This is a genomic window from Rhizobium ruizarguesonis (genome assembly GCF_017357285.1).
In the GTDB taxonomy this organism is placed as follows: Bacteria; Pseudomonadota; Alphaproteobacteria; order Rhizobiales; family Rhizobiaceae; genus Rhizobium; species Rhizobium ruizarguesonis.
On sequence record NZ_CP071678.1, the window covers coordinates 4,875,408 to 4,892,023 of the forward strand.

12 protein-coding genes are annotated in these 16,616 nt (G+C 61.4%); 3 read left to right on the forward strand and 9 right to left on the reverse strand.

The window, feature by feature from the left end:
* Positions 1-82: 82 nt before the first annotated feature.
* Entirely contained in the window at positions 83-1,975 is a 1,893-nt protein-coding gene (locus J3P73_RS23790) for an ABC transporter ATP-binding protein/permease (RefSeq protein WP_197727333.1), read from the forward strand.
* A gap of 120 nt (positions 1,976-2,095) precedes the next feature.
* Here the strand turns inward: J3P73_RS23790 and J3P73_RS23795 are convergent, their stop codons facing one another.
* The 4 genes from J3P73_RS23795 to J3P73_RS23810 all read right to left on the reverse strand — a co-directional run bounded on the left by J3P73_RS23795 (position 2,096) and on the right by J3P73_RS23810 (position 5,953).
* A complete protein-coding gene (locus J3P73_RS23795; protein WP_130656631.1) occupies positions 2,096-2,725 on the reverse strand; it encodes a DUF5666 domain-containing protein in 630 nt (209 codons plus the stop codon).
* Positions 2,726-2,845: 120 nt separating this feature from the next.
* Positions 2,846-4,663, reverse strand: a complete 1,818-nt coding sequence (locus J3P73_RS23800) for an ABC-F family ATP-binding cassette domain-containing protein (RefSeq protein ID WP_130662464.1) — start codon at positions 4,661-4,663, stop codon at positions 2,846-2,848.
* Between the two features lie 3 nt (positions 4,664-4,666).
* A complete protein-coding gene (locus J3P73_RS23805; protein ID WP_197727334.1) occupies positions 4,667-5,323 on the reverse strand; it encodes a thiamine diphosphokinase in 657 nt (218 codons plus the stop codon).
* 102 nt (positions 5,324-5,425) lie between these two features.
* Entirely contained in the window at positions 5,426-5,953 is a 528-nt protein-coding gene (locus J3P73_RS23810; RefSeq protein WP_024320481.1) for a MarR family winged helix-turn-helix transcriptional regulator, read from the reverse strand.
* 116 nt (positions 5,954-6,069) lie between these two features.
* Between J3P73_RS23810 and J3P73_RS23815 the strand changes: the two genes are divergently transcribed.
* Positions 6,070-7,608 (forward strand): MDR family MFS transporter, encoded by a 1,539-nt coding sequence (locus J3P73_RS23815; protein WP_130692986.1) that lies wholly within the window; start codon positions 6,070-6,072, stop codon positions 7,606-7,608.
* 390 nt (positions 7,609-7,998) lie between these two features.
* Entirely contained in the window at positions 7,999-9,543 is a 1,545-nt protein-coding gene (locus J3P73_RS23820) for a M48 family metalloprotease (RefSeq protein ID WP_130656636.1), read from the forward strand.
* Between the two features lie 96 nt (positions 9,544-9,639).
* On the opposite strand, the gene J3P73_RS23825 is transcribed toward J3P73_RS23820, so the two are convergent.
* The 5 genes from J3P73_RS23825 to J3P73_RS23845 all read right to left on the reverse strand — a co-directional run bounded on the left by J3P73_RS23825 (position 9,640) and on the right by J3P73_RS23845 (position 16,044).
* Complete coding sequence (locus J3P73_RS23825) at positions 9,640-10,503, reverse strand: RNA polymerase factor sigma-32 (RefSeq protein WP_012759432.1); 864 nt, start codon at positions 10,501-10,503, stop codon at positions 9,640-9,642.
* Between the two features lie 377 nt (positions 10,504-10,880).
* Entirely contained in the window at positions 10,881-11,453 is a 573-nt protein-coding gene (locus tag J3P73_RS23830) for a CarD family transcriptional regulator (RefSeq protein WP_003543775.1), read from the reverse strand.
* Positions 11,454-11,846: 393 nt separating this feature from the next.
* On the reverse strand, positions 11,847-12,185 hold the full coding sequence (gene fdxA / locus J3P73_RS23835; RefSeq protein ID WP_024320484.1) for a ferredoxin FdxA: 339 nt from the start codon (positions 12,183-12,185) through the stop codon (positions 11,847-11,849).
* 194 nt (positions 12,186-12,379) lie between these two features.
* The gene (locus J3P73_RS23840; RefSeq protein WP_130656637.1) at positions 12,380-12,784 is read right to left on the reverse strand and encodes an RNA-binding S4 domain-containing protein; all 405 of its coding nucleotides are present in this window, start codon (positions 12,782-12,784) and stop codon (positions 12,380-12,382) included.
* 2 nt (positions 12,785-12,786) lie between these two features.
* On the reverse strand, positions 12,787-16,044 hold the full coding sequence (locus tag J3P73_RS23845; protein ID WP_130692987.1) for a helicase-related protein: 3,258 nt from the start codon (positions 16,042-16,044) through the stop codon (positions 12,787-12,789).
* Positions 16,045-16,616: the final 572 nt, after the last annotated feature.

A 16,616-nucleotide genomic window follows, 5' to 3' on the forward strand; every position in this document is an offset into this window, starting at 1 on the left:
GTCGACTGCAGTCAAGTGACCTCTGCCGCATCATCACAGTTTAATGAATGATAGAATCTGTTGATAGACCCGTAACGCCACCATGTTATTTATAGGGGCATGGGCGATTTGGAAAAGCGTAATGGCAGATAAAATCGAGGGGAGGCCGGGCATCCGGAGGCAGGATAGGGTAGGGTATGATCTCAGCCTGACATATCGCCTCGGCGTCATGTTCTCAGCATTCTGGAATTCGGAAGTGCGTGGCAAGGTGCTGTTTCTGGCGACCGTGCTGATCCTCGTCATCCTGGTGACATCCTACGGCCAGGTCATTTTGAACGAGTGGAATGCTCCCTTCTATGATTCGCTGGAGCGCCGCGACCTCGGCGAATTCTTCCACCAGCTCGAAATCTTCGCGATGATCGCCGGCACACTGCTGCTTCTCAACGTGCTGCAGGCCTGGCTGAACCAGATGACGGCGCTCTATATGCGCGAAGGCTTGTCGCGCGATCTCGTCGACCAGTGGCTGAAGCGCAAGCGGGCGCTGCGGCTCGCTTCCAGCGGCCTGATCGGCGTCAATCCGGACCAGCGTCTGCACGAGGATTCCCGCAACCTCGCCGAAAGCACGACAGGGCTGGTTCTCGGCCTGCTGCAGTCGACCATTCTCCTGGTGAGCTTCATCGGCGTGCTCTGGGAGCTTTCGAGCGGCTTCATCTTCCGCATCAGCGGCCACAGCTTCTCCATTCCGGGCTACATGGTCTGGGCGGCGATTTTCTATGCCGCTTCCGCCTCGGTGCTCAGCCAGGTCGTCGGCCGCAAGCTGGTGAAGCTCAATGCCGATCGTTTTTCGAAAGAGGCCGAGCTTCGCTTCACGCTGATGCACGCCAACGAAAACATGCCGGCAATCACCGTTGCCCGCGGCGAGGAAAACGAGCGCCGGCGCATCAACACCGACATCAGCTCGGTGCTGAGGGTCGTCAAGCGGCTCGCCATGGCCAATACCAACCTTACCTGGGTTTCGGCCGGCTACGGCTGGCTGGTGATCGTCATCCCGATCATCGTTGCCGCCCCGGCCTATTTCTCCGGCGGCCTCACCCTCGGCCAGCTGATGATGTCCGTCGGCGCCTTCAACCAGGTCAACACGGCGCTGCGCTGGTACGTCGCCAATTTCGGCCCGATCGCCGAATGGCGCGCCACGCTGATGCGCGTCACCGATTTCCGCCAGGCGCTGGTCGAGATGGAAGAGGACTTCGACCTGAAGGACAGCATCGCCTATGAAAATGCCGCGCCCGACACGCTGACGCTGAAGGATGTGGTGATCGTCGCTAAGATCGGCGAAGACATCGATGAATGCGGCGGTTTCCGCCTGCGCGAAACCGATGTCGTGATCAAGGCCGGCGAAAAAATCATGATCAACGGCGATCATAGCGTCAACCGCAAGCTGCTGTTCCAGGCGATGGCCGGCCTCTGGCCGTGCGGCAGCGGCACGATGGGTCTGCCACCGATCGACGATATGGTGTTCGTTCCGCAGGTTGCCTATGTCCCCGGCGGTTCGCTGCGCGAGGCGCTGGCCTTTCCCGAAAGTCCGGAGAAATACGAGAAAGCAGCCGTCGAGGCGGCCCTCGACAAGGCTGGCCTGCATTCGCTGATCGCAAGGCTCGACACCCGTGCCCGCTGGGACAAGCTGCTCGACAGCGACGAACAGAAGGCGATCGGCTTCGCCCGCCTGCTGCTCGTACGCCCGCGCTGGATGATCTTCGACGAAGTGCTGGAAGGCATGGAGCCGGAATGGCAGGAAACAATGGCCAAACTGCTCACCTCCATGCCCGAAAGCGGCATGATCTATATCGGCCGCTCCGAGGCCTATCTCGAGGCGCTGAAGCCGCGCGTGCTGCATCTGCAGGCGCTGCCGTCAAAATCCGAGGAACCGCCGCCTGTCGTCCAGACCGGCGCCAGCGCCAGTGTCGGCGCTGCCGCGGTGCCCGCGCCGGCGCTGTAAAACGCCGCTACTGCACTGTGTTACAGCGCCCTTTACGCGTCTCAAAAGACGCGCCGTAAAAGGCGGTGTAGCTGTTTGATTGAACGGCAACGCATAAAACTAAGATTTGCAGCGCATCCGTCACATGGGCGGTATGACGCCGTTGAGGCCGACGGCGATCTGGCTGGCCGAGATGCTGCCATCCGCCGCCTTCTCGCCAGTGACGACAACGCCAGCGCCGGGCTTCAGATCATCCTTGGTCGCAGGCGCCAACGTCACGATCGGCGTGCCATCGGCAATCGAGATGGTCTTTTCCTTGCCCTGATAGGTCAGCGTGATCGTGTGGCCGTCGACGGATTTGACGGCGTTGCTGACAGTCGCGTTGGTCATCTGGCTGTTCGGCTGCGCATCCCAGGGACGGTTGCCCTCACCAGTTCCCTTCATCGACGCTGGAAAGATCAGCACCTCGATCGCCCCGTCCGGGCCCGTGCCCTTCGGAAGCGAAGCGACGCCGACGAAATCGCCGGGTTTGATATCCTCGACGGAAGCTTGTCTAATGCCGCCGACCTTCCAGCCGGCTTTCAGCGCGACCGTCGCATCGTTGCCCTCGCGCGTCTTGACGACGAGCGTATCGCCGCTGAGGCTTTCGATTGCGCCGCGAACACGAATGCGCTGGGCATCCTGCGCCTCTGCGGCTTGCGACAGGGCAAGCGCGACGAGGCTGCCGGCGACAAACGCCGTGAAAATTCCGGAATAAGGCTTGCGAGACATATGACTTTTCCTTGTCGCCATTGCGATCGGCAATATCCCCGGCTGCCGGACGGCACCTTATGCCGCAGGACGACACACTGACGAATCAAGGAAAAGTGAGCCTTCGGCCTCGAGAAGATCTCAGCCTTCCAGCTCTTCCCGCAGCATTTCGAGCTCCAGCCACTCCTCTTCCATGTCAGTCAGGCTGGCGCGCAGTTTTTCCATCTCGCCGGCAAGCCGGTTGAAGGCTGCAGGATCGCGCGTGAAAAGATTGGGATCTGCCATCACCTGTTCGCGCTTGGCGATTTCGGCCTCGGCCTTCGCCATTTCCTTTGGCAGGTTTTCCAGTGCGAATTTCTGCTTGAAGGAGAGCTTGACCTTCGTGCTGCCTGAAGCTGTTGCTTGCTGCGTCTTCGGCTTCTCCGCCGCCTTCTCGGCCTTTTTACGCTCCTCGAGCGCGCCCTTGCGCTGTACAAGCATATCCGAGTAGCCGCCGGCATATTCGATCCAGCGACCATCAGGCGCATCCGGCACGGCGGGTGCGATCGTCGAGGTCACGGTGCGGTCAAGGAAATCGCGGTCGTGGCTGACGAGAATGACGGTGCCGGGAAAGCCGGCGACGACCTCCTGCAGGAGATCGAGCGTTTCGATATCGAGATCGTTGGTCGGTTCGTCGAGGATCAAGAGGTTTGTCGGGCGCGAAAGGATGCGCGCCAGCATCAGCCGGGCGCGTTCGCCGCCGGAGAGATTTCTGATCGGTGTACGCGCCTGTTCCGGCTGGAACAGAAATTCCTTCATGTAGCCGGTGACATGGCGCTGTTCGCCGTTGACGAGCAGGTTTTCGCCGCGCCCGTCCGTCAGATAGTTGGCAAGCGTATCCTCGGGATCGAGATCCTCGCGTTTCTGGTCGAGCGTCGCGATCTCCAGATTGGTGCCGAGCTTAACGATGCCGCTATCCGGCGAAAGCTGCCCGGTCAGCATCTTCAGCAGCGTCGTCTTGCCGGCGCCGTTCGGTCCGACCAGACCAATGCAGTCGCCGCGATGCACGCGGATCGAAAACGGCGTGACGATTGCCCGCTCGCCGAAGCTCTTGGTGATCTTGTCGGCCTCGATCACCAGCCTGCCGGATTCCTGCGCGTCCGAAACCGTCGCCTGCACTGTGCCCTGCGGCCCCTTATGGCCGCGATAGTTCGAGCGCATCGTCTGCAGCTCGCCAAGACGGCGCATGTTGCGCTTGCGCCGCGCCGTGACGCCGTAGCGCAGCCAGTGCTCCTCGCGCTCGATCGACTTGCCGAGCTTGTGCTGCTCCAGTTCCTCGGCCTCCAGCACCTGGTCGCGCCAGGCTTCGAAATGTGCAAAGCCTCTGTCGAGCCGGCGCGAGGTGCCACGGTCGAGCCAGACGGTTGCCGTCGAGACCTTTTCGAGGAAACGCCGGTCGTGCGAGATCAGCACCAAGGCGCTGCGCGTCTTTTGCAGCTCGCCTTCCAGCCATTCGATGGTCGGCAGGTCGAGATGGTTGGTCGGTTCGTCGAGCAGGAGGATGTCCGGCTCGGGTGCCATAACCCGGGCAAGGGCTGCGCGCCGCGATTCGCCACCGGACAGCATTTTGGGGTCTTCATCCCCGGTCAGCCCGAGATGCGACAGCAGATAGGTGACACGATAGGGGTCATCACCTGGCCCGAGGCCGGCCTCGGCATAGGCCTGCACCGTCTTGAAGCCGGCAAAATCCGGCGCCTGTTCGAGATAGCGCACTGTCGAGGACGGATGGCGGAAAACCTCGCCGGACTGCGCCTCGACCAGGCCGGCGGCAATTTTCAGCAGTGTCGATTTTCCCGAACCGTTGCGCCCGACGAGACAGATTTTGTCACCGGGCTCGATCTGCAAGCCAGCACCCGCCAGAAGCGGTGCGCCGCCGAAGCTCAGGAAGATATCGTCGAGTTTCAGAATGGGAGGGGCCAAAAATCAGACTCCGGAAAGATCATAGGGCCGGGCGAGCACGATTGCCCGGCCGCTGCCGAGCGAAAAGCGAACGGTGCCTTCCGCAACATTGGAAATGGTGCGCGACGAGCCGAAAGGCAGATGGAAATCCGTGAGCGGATAACGCGCATTCTCGATGGAAAGCCCTCTCAGCTCGCTGAATCCGGGCACGGAAAACAGGCTGCCTTTGGGAAGGTCGAGTTCGATCGTACCGGCAACCAGCGGCACGGCCTCTTCCTTGCCCGAGGTCAGCAGCAGGTCGAAACCCTCTTCCGCCAGGCTGACGGCCGACAGCAGATGCTGAAGCGCGTGATCGGAACGTTCGCCGCCGAGCGCGCCGGCGAGGATGAGCCGCTGCCCGCCGCGCGCGATTGCTTCCGCCACTGCGATCTCGCCGTCCGTCGCCGCCTTCGCTGCCGGATAAGGCTGTTTCGGCACATCGGGAAATGCATCGGCGAGATCATCAGGCGTCGAATCGAAATCACCGACCCAGAGTTCCGGCGTAATACCGAGTGCTGCCGCATGCCGCATGCCGCCGTCGGCCGCAATGAAGCGGCTGTCGGCGATGGCACCGCGCAGGCGCTCCGTCAGGCTGAGTTCGCCGCCAAGCAGAATGGTGAAGGTGGATTGGCTCATGGGCATTGCCCTTAGCGCAAACGGGGGGTCGAGGGGAAGGGGCGCCGCTTGCCTGAAAGCGCCTCGCGTCCAACACCAATAGGACGCTCGATCACTTTGAACCGCCGCCTAGCCCGGTGTATCCTTGTCGCGCGACAGGAAAACCGCCTCGTAACCGCCGATGAAGCGCTCGAAAAGCGCTGCGAAGCGCTCGACATCTTCCTGCGGCCAGTCGGAAACGATCTCGGAAATGATCGCAAGCTTCTGCGCGACGATCTCGGCGAGCAGGTCTTGCCCGACCTCGGTCATGACGACGACGATCCGCCGCGCATCGGCCTGCGAGGCCTCGCGGCGCAGCACGTTGCGCCCGACCATGTCGGCCACCACCCGGCTTGCCCGTGACGGATCAATGCGCAGCATCTCCGCGATCATCCCAACGGTGACCTCGCCGGCAGGCTGCGCCCTGCGCACGGCATCGAGCACGTCGAGATGCGAAAGCTCAAGGCCTGGTGCAGCACTCTGGATCGCCAGCCGGCCGATCAGCCGCCGCCCGGTCATCAGCCGCATGCGCGCCATGCTCCGGCCGATACGCGGCACGTTTTCACGATCCGGCTCGGCCGGCTCCGCAGAAAGGGTCTTGGTCAGGATTTCACTCATCACAGGACCATAACAGAGCCGATTCAAAAATTGAATATGCCGATGTCATTAATGTGCCATTGACAACTATATGCTGTTAGCACATAAAAGTGCATCAACCCGGAACGATGCATCCCATGGACATGCAACTCGCGCCTGCGCCGCTCGTGACGGATCCTCGTCGCCGGCTTATTCTCTTCTTCTTCCTGATGACGGCCATGTTCATGGCGACGCTCGATAATCAGATCGTCTCCACGGCTCTGCCGACGATCGTCGGCGAATTCGGCCATCTCGAGCGCTTCGGCTGGATCGGCTCGGCCTATCTCCTGTCGCTGAGTGCCGTCATGCCGGTCTACGGCAAGCTCGGCGATCTGTTCGGCCGCAAATACGTGATGATGACGGCGATCATGATCTTCACCGTCGGATCGACAGTCTGCGGCCTGGCGGTCTCGATGGACACGCTGATCGCCGCCCGCGTGCTGCAGGGCCTTGGCGGCGGCGGCATCATGGTGTCGATCTTCGCCGTCAACGCCGACCTGTTCGAGCCGCGCGAGCGGGCTCGCTACCAAAGCTATTCCAGCCTTGTGCTGATGGCATCGGGCGCGATCGGCCCCGTGCTCGGCGGCACGATGAGCGATCTCTTCGGCTGGCGCTCGATCTTCCTCGTCAACGTGCCGATCGGCTTCGTCGTGCTCATCGGCCTTGCCTTCATGCTGCCGTACCGCAAACCGCATCGCCGCCCGAAGATCGATTATGCCGGTGCGCTCCTGCTTGCCATGACGACGACAAGCATCGTGCTTGCCACCGACAGCAGCGAATTGTTCGGCGCATTGATCTCGCCTGAGAGCATCGGCATCGTCGCCTTCGGCGTCGTCTGCGCCGTCACCTGGGTGTTCGTCGAGCGCCGCGCGCCGGAACCGATCGTTCCCCTGCAGCTGTTTCGCAATTCGACGTTCAGCCTGCTTCTGGTGATCTCTATCACGGGCGGCGCCATCGCCATCGGCATGGTCAATTATCTCGCTCTCTTCCTGCAGACCACGACCGGCCTTTCGCCGTCTGCCGCCGGCCTGCTCTTCATCCTTCTGACCGGCGGCCTCGTCTGCGGGTCGCTTTCCGCAGGTCGGATCATCTCGAAGACGGGGCGCTACAAACCCTTCGCCATCGCAAGCCTCACCTGCAGCGCCACCGCCTTTGCGCTGATGTCGCAGATCCACGCCGGAACGCCGATCGCCTTCATCGGCGCGATCATGATGCTGCATGGCATCGGCATCGGCCTTGCCCAGCAGGTTCCCATCATCGGCGTACAGAATGCAGCACCCGCCCGCGACGTCGGCGCCGCCACCGGCTCGGTGACGCTGTCGCGCATGGGCGGCGCCTCCATCGCCATTTCCATCTACGGCGCCATCATCGCCTCTGAGCTCGGCAAGGTCGGCGGCTCCATTCCCGGCGTCGCCGATATCAAGCAGCTGACGCCGAAAATGATGGCCGCCCTTCCCGAAGCGAGCCGCCAGGCCGTCGCCGATACCTATGCCGCCGCTTTCTCGCCGCTGTTCATGACCTCCTGCGCCATTGCTTTGATCGGCCTTGCGGCCGCCATCATGCTGAAGCCTGTGCAGCTGCCCCGCGCCGGCGAGACGATGAAGCCGCAACCAACGGCGGCGGAAGCTGCGGAATAGTCGAATCACGACAGCGAGAGAATGCTTCATCAGAAGGCGCTCCTTCTCGATGGACATATCACGGGTTGCAATTTTCCCGCAGGACTGTCGCTATCGAGCCGGTTGCTTCAATCGGGCCGTTCTTTTTCCGCGCCGTCGACGAATCTCCGCTTTGTGACGGAACTTTCGCCATAATTTCATCCGAGCGAAGGGAGGCCTTAATGCCTGAGGCTTGCCAAAATGCAACGGCGCCACATTTAAACAGAGTCTCGCTATGCAACCGATGCGTAAATCAGCTACAGCAAGGACTTGTATCGGCCGATTGTGCAGTGCGAGATCAGGGGTGCGCACCTGTTGAATTCCCTTTGCCATGGTCGGTCCGAGTCTGCGGCAAACCGGCAAAACAGCGACATGATGCGGAGAAACAGACTGGACAGCTTGACGACGTGGAAATCGCCCGCGCTTTCCAGTGATGGCATCTCCGCGCCGCAGCGTTTCGCCCGTCGCCTGATGCTGCTTTCGGCCGTCGCAATGGCGCTGAACGGCTGCCAAACGCTGATCGATCAATCCTATCAGCCGAGTGTTTCGCCTTCTTCCAATCCGCAGATCGTCGACGAGGTGCAGAAGAACGATCCGCGCGCGGCGATGGGCGCTCGTGAGCATCCGCGCATCGTGGCAAGCTACGGCGGCGAATACAAGGACGCCAAGACCGAGCGTCTCGTCGCCCGCATCGCCGGCGCGCTGACGGCGGTGTCGGAAAATCCGAGCCAGTCCTACCGCATCACCATCCTGAATTCGCCGGCGATCAACGCCTTCGCGCTGCCGGGCGGTTATCTCTACGTCACCCGCGGCCTGCTCGCCCTTGCCAACGACGCCTCGGAAGTCGCCGCCGTGCTGTCGCACGAAATGGGCCACGTCACCGCAAACCACGGCATCGAGCGGCAGAAGCGCGAAGAGGCTGAGGTCATCGCCAGCCGCGTCGTCGCCGAAGTCCTTTCCAGCGACATCGCCGGCAAGCAGGCGCTTGCCCGCGGCAAGCTGCGGCTCGCCGCCTTCTCCCGCCAGCAGGAACTGCAGGCCGATGTCATCGGTGTGCGCATGCTCGGCGAAGCCGGCTACGACCCCTATTCCGCCGCCCGTTTCCTCGATTCGATGGCCGCTTACAGTCGCTTCATGTCGGTTGATCCCGAAGCCGACCAGAGCCTCGACTTCCTGTCGAGCCATCCGAATTCGGCGCAACGCATAGAGCTTGCCCGCACCCACGCCCGCGCCTTCGGCCAGGAAGGCTCGGTCGGCGACAAGGGCCGTGATTATTATCTCGACGGCATAGACGGACTGCTCTACGGCGACAGCCCGGAAGAAGGCTATGTGCGCGGCCAGACCTTCCTGCATGGCGGCCTCGGCATCCGCTTCGACGTGCCGCCGGATTTCCACATCGACAACAAGGTCGAGGCCGTGATGGCCACCGGCCCAAACGACATCGCCGTCCGCTTCGACGGCGTCGCCGACAATCAGAACCAGAGCCTCACCAACTATATCTCCAGCGGCTGGGTGACCGGCCTCGACCCGTCGACCATCCAGCCGATCACCATCAACGGCATGGAAGCAGCCACCGCGCGCGCCAGCGCCGACCGCTGGGATTTCGATGTCACCGTGATCCGCAACAATTCGCAGATCTTCCGTTTCCTGACCGCCGTGCCGAAAGGCAGCGACGCCCTTGAGCCAACGGCCAATGTCTTGCGCGCGAGTTTCCGCCGCATGACGCCGGCAGAGGCAGCCTCACTGAAGCCGCTGCGCATCCGCGTCGTCACCGTCCGGCCGGGTGAGAACATCTCGACGCTCGCCGCCCGCATGATGGGCACAGACCGCAAGCTCGATCTCTTCAAGCTCATCAACGCCCTGCCCACGGGGGCAGCCGTTTCCACAGGCGATCGCGTCAAGATCATCGCAGAATAAAAGAGGCCCGGCTTGCGCCGGGCCAGTCTGTGCTGCTGGAGGGGGATATGTCGCGCAAAACTGTGCAGTGGTTTTGCGATAGCGACGCGCTTTAGGTCAGGCGTAGGCCGCCATATGCGGATCGGCGCTGACGAGCGCGCTGCGAAGCTTCTCCATCGCTCGGCTTTCGATCTGACGCACACGTTCCTTGGAAATTCCGAGATCGGCACCGAGTTCTTCAAGCGTGGCGCCGTCTTCCGCCAGACGCCGGGCGCTGATGATCTTCATCTCGCGTTCGTTGAGATGTTTCAGCGCCGAGGCGAGCCAGACGCGGCGGCGCTCGCCGTCGATCATGTTGGACACCTGCTCGTCCGGCAGGGGATCGTCGCTAACGAGGAAGTCCATCTTCTCCGCGCTCTCGGCATCGCCGGAGACCGAAGGCGCCTGCAGCGAAGCGTCGTTGCCGGAAAGCCTGGCATCCATCGTTTGCACATCGGAGAGGCTGACGCCGAGGGCCGCGGCGATTTCCTGGTGAATGGATTGCAGCGTCAGCTGCGTGTCACCCTTGGCGAGCTTGGCGCGAAGACGGCGCAGATTGAAGAACAGCGCCTTCTGCGCCGAACTCGTACCGCCGCGCACGATCGACCAGTTGCGCAGAATATAGTCCTGAATCGAAGCCCTGATCCACCAGCTTGCATAAGTCGAAAAGCGCACGTCGCGCTCCGGCTCGAAGCGAGCGGCCGCTTCCAGCAGGCCAACATAGCCCTCCTGCACCAGATCGCTCATCGGCAGGCCGAAATTGCGGAATTTACCGGCCATGGATATCACGAGACGCATATGGGCCATGGCGATCTGGTTGCGCGCGCCGCGGTCGTCGTGATCCTTCCAACGGGTGGCGAGATCATGCTCTTCCTGACGGGCGAGATAAGGGGCGGCCATCGCGATTTTGATCATTCGCCGATCTGCAGACATGTTCTTCATTTCGATCTCCCGAAACAGGCCTCTCGCCCTGAAATGAACAATAAAACTCATCTTCCGGAACATCGCTGTCCGGATTGAATGGTGCTCTGAATGCATAAAAGCCTCGCCCCTGGACTTTTCAGGGGGAGGCCCTATTTCTCAACATGTGCCGGTAAGACGGCTGGGCTGGACCTGTATCTTCACCTTGCCGGATGGGCAATATAGAAAAGGCATGATCCGCTCCTCATCGAACATTGACGGAATAGCAGTTCGCTCGCTGAGGCATTGCCCGACGAGCAGTCCGCAATTACGTGTGTTAAACGCGGCAGTCGGAAAAAAGTTCCAATAAAAAAACACGGCGCGAAGGCCGGGTTTTTTGATAGAAAAACAGGGTCGCTTTATGCGGCTTCGTCCTGTGAATCGTCTTCTTCGATCGCCTTGCCGCGCTTCGGACCCTTGTTGAGATTGGTCTCGACGAGGCGGACGGCTTCGGTTTCCGACATCTTGTTGACGGCGGCGATTTCGCGCGCCATGCGATCGAGCGCAGCCTCATAAAGCTGGCGCTCGGAATAGGACTGTTCGGGCTGGTTCTCGGCACGATAGAGATCGCGCACGACTTCAGCGATGGAAATCAGGTCGCCGGAATTGATCTTGGCATCATATTCCTGGGCGCGGCGGGACCACATAGTGCGCTTGACGCGCGCCTTGCCCTGCACAACCTTCAAAGCACGCTCGACGAAATCCGTTTCCGAAAGCTTGCGCATACCGATGCTCATGGCCTTGGCGACCGGAACCTTGAGACGCATCTTGTCCTTCTCGAAATCGATAACGAAAAGTTCGAGCTTCATGCCGGCAACTTCTTGCTCTTCGATAGCGGTGATGGTACCGACGCCATGAGCGGGGTAGACGATCGATTCACCGGTCTTGAAGCCGTGACGTGCTGTAGAAGGCTTTTTCTGCTGAGTCGTCATTCTATTCAAAAACTCCCTGTTACGCTTCCGGCGGCGGCCGGAGCCGGGTCAGTCAGGCCCGGGTGAGACGGTAGTATCCGTCGGGTGACTTCACTCTGGTCCCATCGGGCAAAAGCAAAGACTTCTTGCGCTCGATCTTGGGACCCGGCGCTCAAAGCGTTGATATGTCACGGAAACCGTGTACGGATTTGTTTTGCTTTCGTGATGGTTTTGGGCATGCGTCATGCCACAAATGGAACAGTAGCCGAAACCTATCATAAAAATATGAGGAAATCAATAATTTGCTTCGCTTGAGTCATGCGGGCAACACATGTCACCCATATGCCTCACGCAGCTTTTAAAACGTTTTGAGCTACGGTCGCCCGAATCCGGAGGCCGAATGTGGGCACTGTCTCAATCGCCGGAACCGGGTTTGTCGGAGAAATATTTCTCGAATTTTCCGGTCTCGCCATCCATTTCCTTGGCCTCAGGCAATGGGTCCTTCTTGACCGTGATATTCGGCCAGATCGTGGCATATTCGGTGTTGATCTTCAGCCATTTGTCGAGGCCCGGCTCGGTATCGGGCTTGATCGCCTCGGCGGGACATTCCGGTTCGCAGACGCCGCAATCGATGCATTCGTCAGGATGGATGACGAGGAAATTCTCGCCCTCGTAGAAGCAGTCGACAGGGCAGACTTCCACGCAATCGGTGTATTTGCACTTGATGCAATTGTCGGTCACGACATAGGTCATGAAGAACTCCAGGATTTCCATGCGGATGGGGCCGGGCAACCTGGAACGTCGCGCCTATCCCCGTGCCGGAGGAAAAGCGTGAGCAGGCTTGGGAGGCAAGCACGCTTCCGGCAGGTTGTCAGTGACGTATCGGCTTTAGCGCCGGATTTCAAGGATAAACGATCTGCAAAAACCGCCGCCGCAGACAGAGTTTTCTAATCCTCGTCCGACATCAGCCTGTCGATTGCACGTCTTTCCTTTTTGGTCGGACGGCCGGCGCCGGTCGCCCGGATCGCCTGCTCATAGGGCGTGAGACGTTTTGCCTCATCGGGCGGCGGGGATTGGTCGTCGTAGAGCAGGCGCGCCTCCTCGTAAGGCCCCCGCCGCTCGCCGGCAAGGCGCACGACGAGAACGACATCGCGCCGCTCCAGCTTGAGCTCGATACGGTCGCCCGGTTTGACCATCTGGCTCGGATGGTTGCAACGCTCGCCGTTGATGCGCACATGGCCCGATTGGATATGGCTCTGCGCCAACGAGCGCGACTTCGCCATGCGCGCGAAGAACAGCCACTTGTCGATGCGCTGGCGCGAACCGCTTGTCGGCTGTGTCTCCACGCTCATGATTACTTCTTCATCTGCTCCTTGAGAGCTGCGAGCTTGGCGAAAGGCGAATCCGGATCGATCGGCTTCTCCTTGCGCGGCGGCTTAGCCTCGAAGCGCAGCGGCTGTGAGCCGCCACGATTGTTATTGCGGTCGTTACGATCGTTACGCTCGCCGCGATCCTTGCGATCGCCACGATCCTGCCGGTCACCGCGCGGCTGGTCGCCCCGTGGTTGGTTATTGCGATCGCCCCTTGCCTGCTGTGGTCGGCCGCCATCGCGACCGGCGCCGTCCTTGCCACGGTTCTGGCGATTGTTGTCGCGGCCGTCGCCACCGCGATTGCCCTCGCCGCCTTCACCGCCGCCCGGCCGGCGATTGCGGTCGCCGCGCTCCTGGTTTTGACCGCGCTCCTGGCCCTGGCCGCCACGGCGTTCGCCATGCCCGCCGCGCGCCTGGCGCTGATTGTCGTTGCGACCGCCGAGACGCCACAGAAGAACCGGCTTCGGTTCTACCGGCTCGCCGGCTTCTGCTTCCTCGGGAGCCGATACCGCTTCAGCAGGAGCGGAGGTTTCTTCGGCGACTGAGGCTTCCGCAGGAGTGGATGTCTCGATCGGTTCAGCCGGAGCGGCTGTTTCGACCGCTTCCGTCACGGGCGCGTCGACGACCGCCGAAGCCGCCTCGGTTGCGGATGGCTCGGCAGCAGTCTCTTCAGCGGCGCCGTCGGCATCGTCGTGGTCGGCCCTTTCGGCTGTCTCTTCCACGGGCGTTTGCGCGCTGACGGCAGGCGTTGAGGCTGCATCCTGCGTCGCAAGATGGACCGATGCTTCTTCCGCCTTCACGGCATCGGCGCGATAGCCAAGTCCCTTGAGGATTTCTTCCATGTCCTCGAGTGTCGCACCGAGGATCGACAGCATCGCCGTCGTCGTCGTGAAGCGACGGCCGTCATAGGCGCCCTCCGGACGGTTGTTTTGACCAGGCTTCCACTGCAGCAACGGACGGATGATATCGGCAAGCCGTTCCAGAATGTCGATGCGCACGGCACGCTTGCCGAGGAAACGGAAGCCGGCCAGCTTGTAGAACATCCGCTCGAAGCTCGGATCGGTGACCACGGAGGTGCGGCCAGCGGCAAGCACGGGAATGAGATCGCCGTAGCCCGGCTTGTCCAAACCGTCATTCTTCAGCGCCCAGAGCAGCGTAATGAGCTCGGCCGGCGCCGGCTTCAGAAGTGCGGGAACGAAGATATGATAGGCGCCGAAACGCACGCCGTAGCGGCGCATGGAAGCACGGGCCTCCTGGTCCAGCGACTTCACCTCCTCGGTCACGTCGCGGCGGAAGAGCACCCCGAGATTCTCGACGAGCTGGAAGGCAAGCCCCTTGGCGAGTCCCTGCAGGTCCTCGGCGCGCGACAGGTCGTCGAGCGGCTTCAGCACCGTGCTGATATGATGATTGACGAAGCGCTCGATGCGGGCGGCGACGTGATCGCGCGCATTACCCGTCAGTTGCTCGTCAGCCAGCAGGATCACGCGCGGACGCATGATGTGATCGCTGCCCGAAAGCCGCGCCACCGGATCGCCCAGCCACCGGATCAAACCATCCGAGCCGATCGCCAGATCGCTGTTGCCGGCGGCATGCATCCGGGCCGCGCGGGCTTCGAACTCGAGCCCGAGCGCCTTCTGCGACGCAGCCTGAACCGCCTTGGCATCCGGTCCCTCCGTTCCCGCCACCGGCGTGAAGCGGAATCCGCTCAATTGCCCTACATGATGTCCTTCAACGAAGACATCGCCATTCACACTGATTTCAGCTTCCAGCATCGCATTCTCTCTCAGGCGCTTCATGAGCACAGATGTCCTGCGATCAACAAAGCGTTTCGTCAACCTTTCATGTAACGCGTCGGACAATCGATCTTCGATTTCCCGCGTCTTTTCCTGCCAGTGTGTCGGATCGGCAAGCCAACCGGGCCGATTCGAAACGTAGGTCCAGGTCCTTATCTGCGCGATTCGCGCCGAAAGCGTGTCAATTTCGCCATCTGTTCGATCGGAGCGATGAACCTGCTCCGCGAGAAACTGCTCGTTCACCGTGCCATAGCGGACGAGATCGGAAAAGAGGGTCGAGATAAGATCGGCATGTTGTGCTGGGGTGATACGCCGATAGTCGGGAAGCGCGCAAGCCTCCCAGAGTTTTTCGACGCGCGCCGGCCTGTCAGCGAGATCGATGACCTCGGGATAACGCGAAAGCTGTTCCAGCGCCTGCTGGTCGACCGCAGGCAGCGCCCGCGTCAGCCCCGGCACACGCGGTGCCGCCTCAAGGCTGGCGCGCAGCGATGCGATCGAGGAGAAGTCCATCTCCGTCGTCCGCCACTGCAAAACCTTGACGTTGTCGAATTCGTGCCCCTCGATGCGCTGCACCAGCTCCTCGTCAAAAGGCGAGACCTGTCCGGTGACGCCGAAGGTCCCGTCTCGCACGTGCCGCCCGGCACGCCCGGCGACCTGGCCGAGTTCGCCCGGATTGAGATTGCGGAACTGGTAACCGTCGAATTTCCGGTCCTGGGCAAAGGCGACGTGATCGACATCGAGGTTGAGGCCCATGCCGATCGCATCGGTCGCCACCAGATATTCGACGTCGCCCGCCTGATAGAGCGCCACCTGCGCATTGCGGGTGCGCGGGCTCAGCGCACCGAGCACGACGGCCGCGCCGCCGCGCTGCCGGCGAATGAGCTCGGCGATGGCATAGACCTCGTCGGCGGAGAAGGCGACGATGGCCGAGCGCTGCGGCAGTCGGGTAATCTTCTTCTGCCCGGCATAAAAAAGATGCGAAAGCCGCGGCCGCTCGACGATATTGATGCCGGGCAGGAGCTGCTGCAGGATCGGCCGCATTGTCGCCGCGCCGAGCAACAGCGTTTCCTCGCGGCCGCGAAGATGCAGGATGCGGTCGGTGAAGATATGGCCACGCTCGAGATCGCCGGCGAGCTGCACCTCGTCGATCGCGACGAAGGCGGCCTTGGTCTCGCGCGGCATCGCTTCGACGGTGCACACGGAAAAACGCGCATTGGGCGGCGAAATCTTTTCCTCGCCGGTGACCAGCGCCACATTCTGCGCGCCGACCTTCTCCACCACCCGCGTATAGACCTCGCGCGCCAGTAGCCTGAGCGGCAGGCCGATCATGCCCGTACCGTGCGCGACCATGCGCTCGATGGCATAATGGGTCTTGCCGGTATTGGTCGGCCCGAGCACCGCGGTCACACCGCGCCCGCTCAGAATCATCGGCTGCGAAGTCAGAGTCATGAGTCCATGCAAATGAGGCGGGTGGCCCCAGGAAAATCTTGCTTCCTGGATGGAAGCAGAGAACACATGGACAGCTGCCGCCGCAAACGCAAGGGCAGATTTCAAAATGCCTCGGGGATTACGACCTTTGCGAGTCGTGCGGAATGCCCGAATTTCCGATTCGGAACAGCGTGAGAACGAATCAGCGACGAATCGCTGACTCTCGCTGATTCAGCTTTTGTTCACGGCTAAGTATTGATTTTGAATCACTTTTTCCCACTAGATGCTGAATCGCGAGACTCTCTCCCGTTTGCATTTTCGAGGTCGCGGGTGACGATTCCCGCCCCCATGTTGAACGGGCGAAAATCCGCCCGAAATTAACCTCTCGACCAAAGCCGGAACGAATCGGAGACGAATCGCTGACTCCACCATTTTCACCTTTCGTTCACGGCCACATCTGGTAGCGGCCTCAGGTCCGGATGCTAGATGCGGATCGATGGCAGATCCCTTTGCCCCGCCGCGTCGCATCGGCACTAATCTTTCGAGAGCTGGATTCAGACGGCGTTAAGTCAAGGCGGCCCATGTTGGGGCTC

Bases quoted from the DNA above. Each gene is read 5' to 3' on its own strand.
- J3P73_RS23795 (WP_130656631.1), bottom strand. From the start codon at position 2,725: ATGTCTCGCAAGCCTTATTCCGGAATTTTCACGGCGTTTGTCGCCGGC.
- J3P73_RS23830 (WP_003543775.1), bottom strand. From the start codon at position 11,453: ATGACGACTCAGCAGAAAAAGCCTTCTACAGCACGTCACGGCTTCAAG.
- J3P73_RS23820 (WP_130656636.1), top strand. From the start codon at position 7,999: ATGATGCGGAGAAACAGACTGGACAGCTTGACGACGTGGAAATCGCCC.
- J3P73_RS23790 (WP_197727333.1), top strand. From the start codon at position 83: ATGTTATTTATAGGGGCATGGGCGATTTGGAAAAGCGTAATGGCAGAT.
- J3P73_RS23840 (WP_130656637.1), bottom strand. From the start codon at position 12,784: ATGAGCGTGGAGACACAGCCGACAAGCGGTTCGCGCCAGCGCATCGAC.
- J3P73_RS23845 (WP_130692987.1), bottom strand. From the start codon at position 16,044: ATGACTCTGACTTCGCAGCCGATGATTCTGAGCGGGCGCGGTGTGACC.
- fdxA (WP_024320484.1), bottom strand. From the start codon at position 12,185: ATGACCTATGTCGTGACCGACAATTGCATCAAGTGCAAATACACCGAT.
- J3P73_RS23815 (WP_130692986.1), top strand. From the start codon at position 6,070: ATGGACATGCAACTCGCGCCTGCGCCGCTCGTGACGGATCCTCGTCGC.
- J3P73_RS23825 (WP_012759432.1), bottom strand. From the start codon at position 10,503: ATGAAGAACATGTCTGCAGATCGGCGAATGATCAAAATCGCGATGGCC.
- J3P73_RS23805 (WP_197727334.1), bottom strand. From the start codon at position 5,323: ATGCCCATGAGCCAATCCACCTTCACCATTCTGCTTGGCGGCGAACTC.
- J3P73_RS23810 (WP_024320481.1), bottom strand. From the start codon at position 5,953: ATGAGTGAAATCCTGACCAAGACCCTTTCTGCGGAGCCGGCCGAGCCG.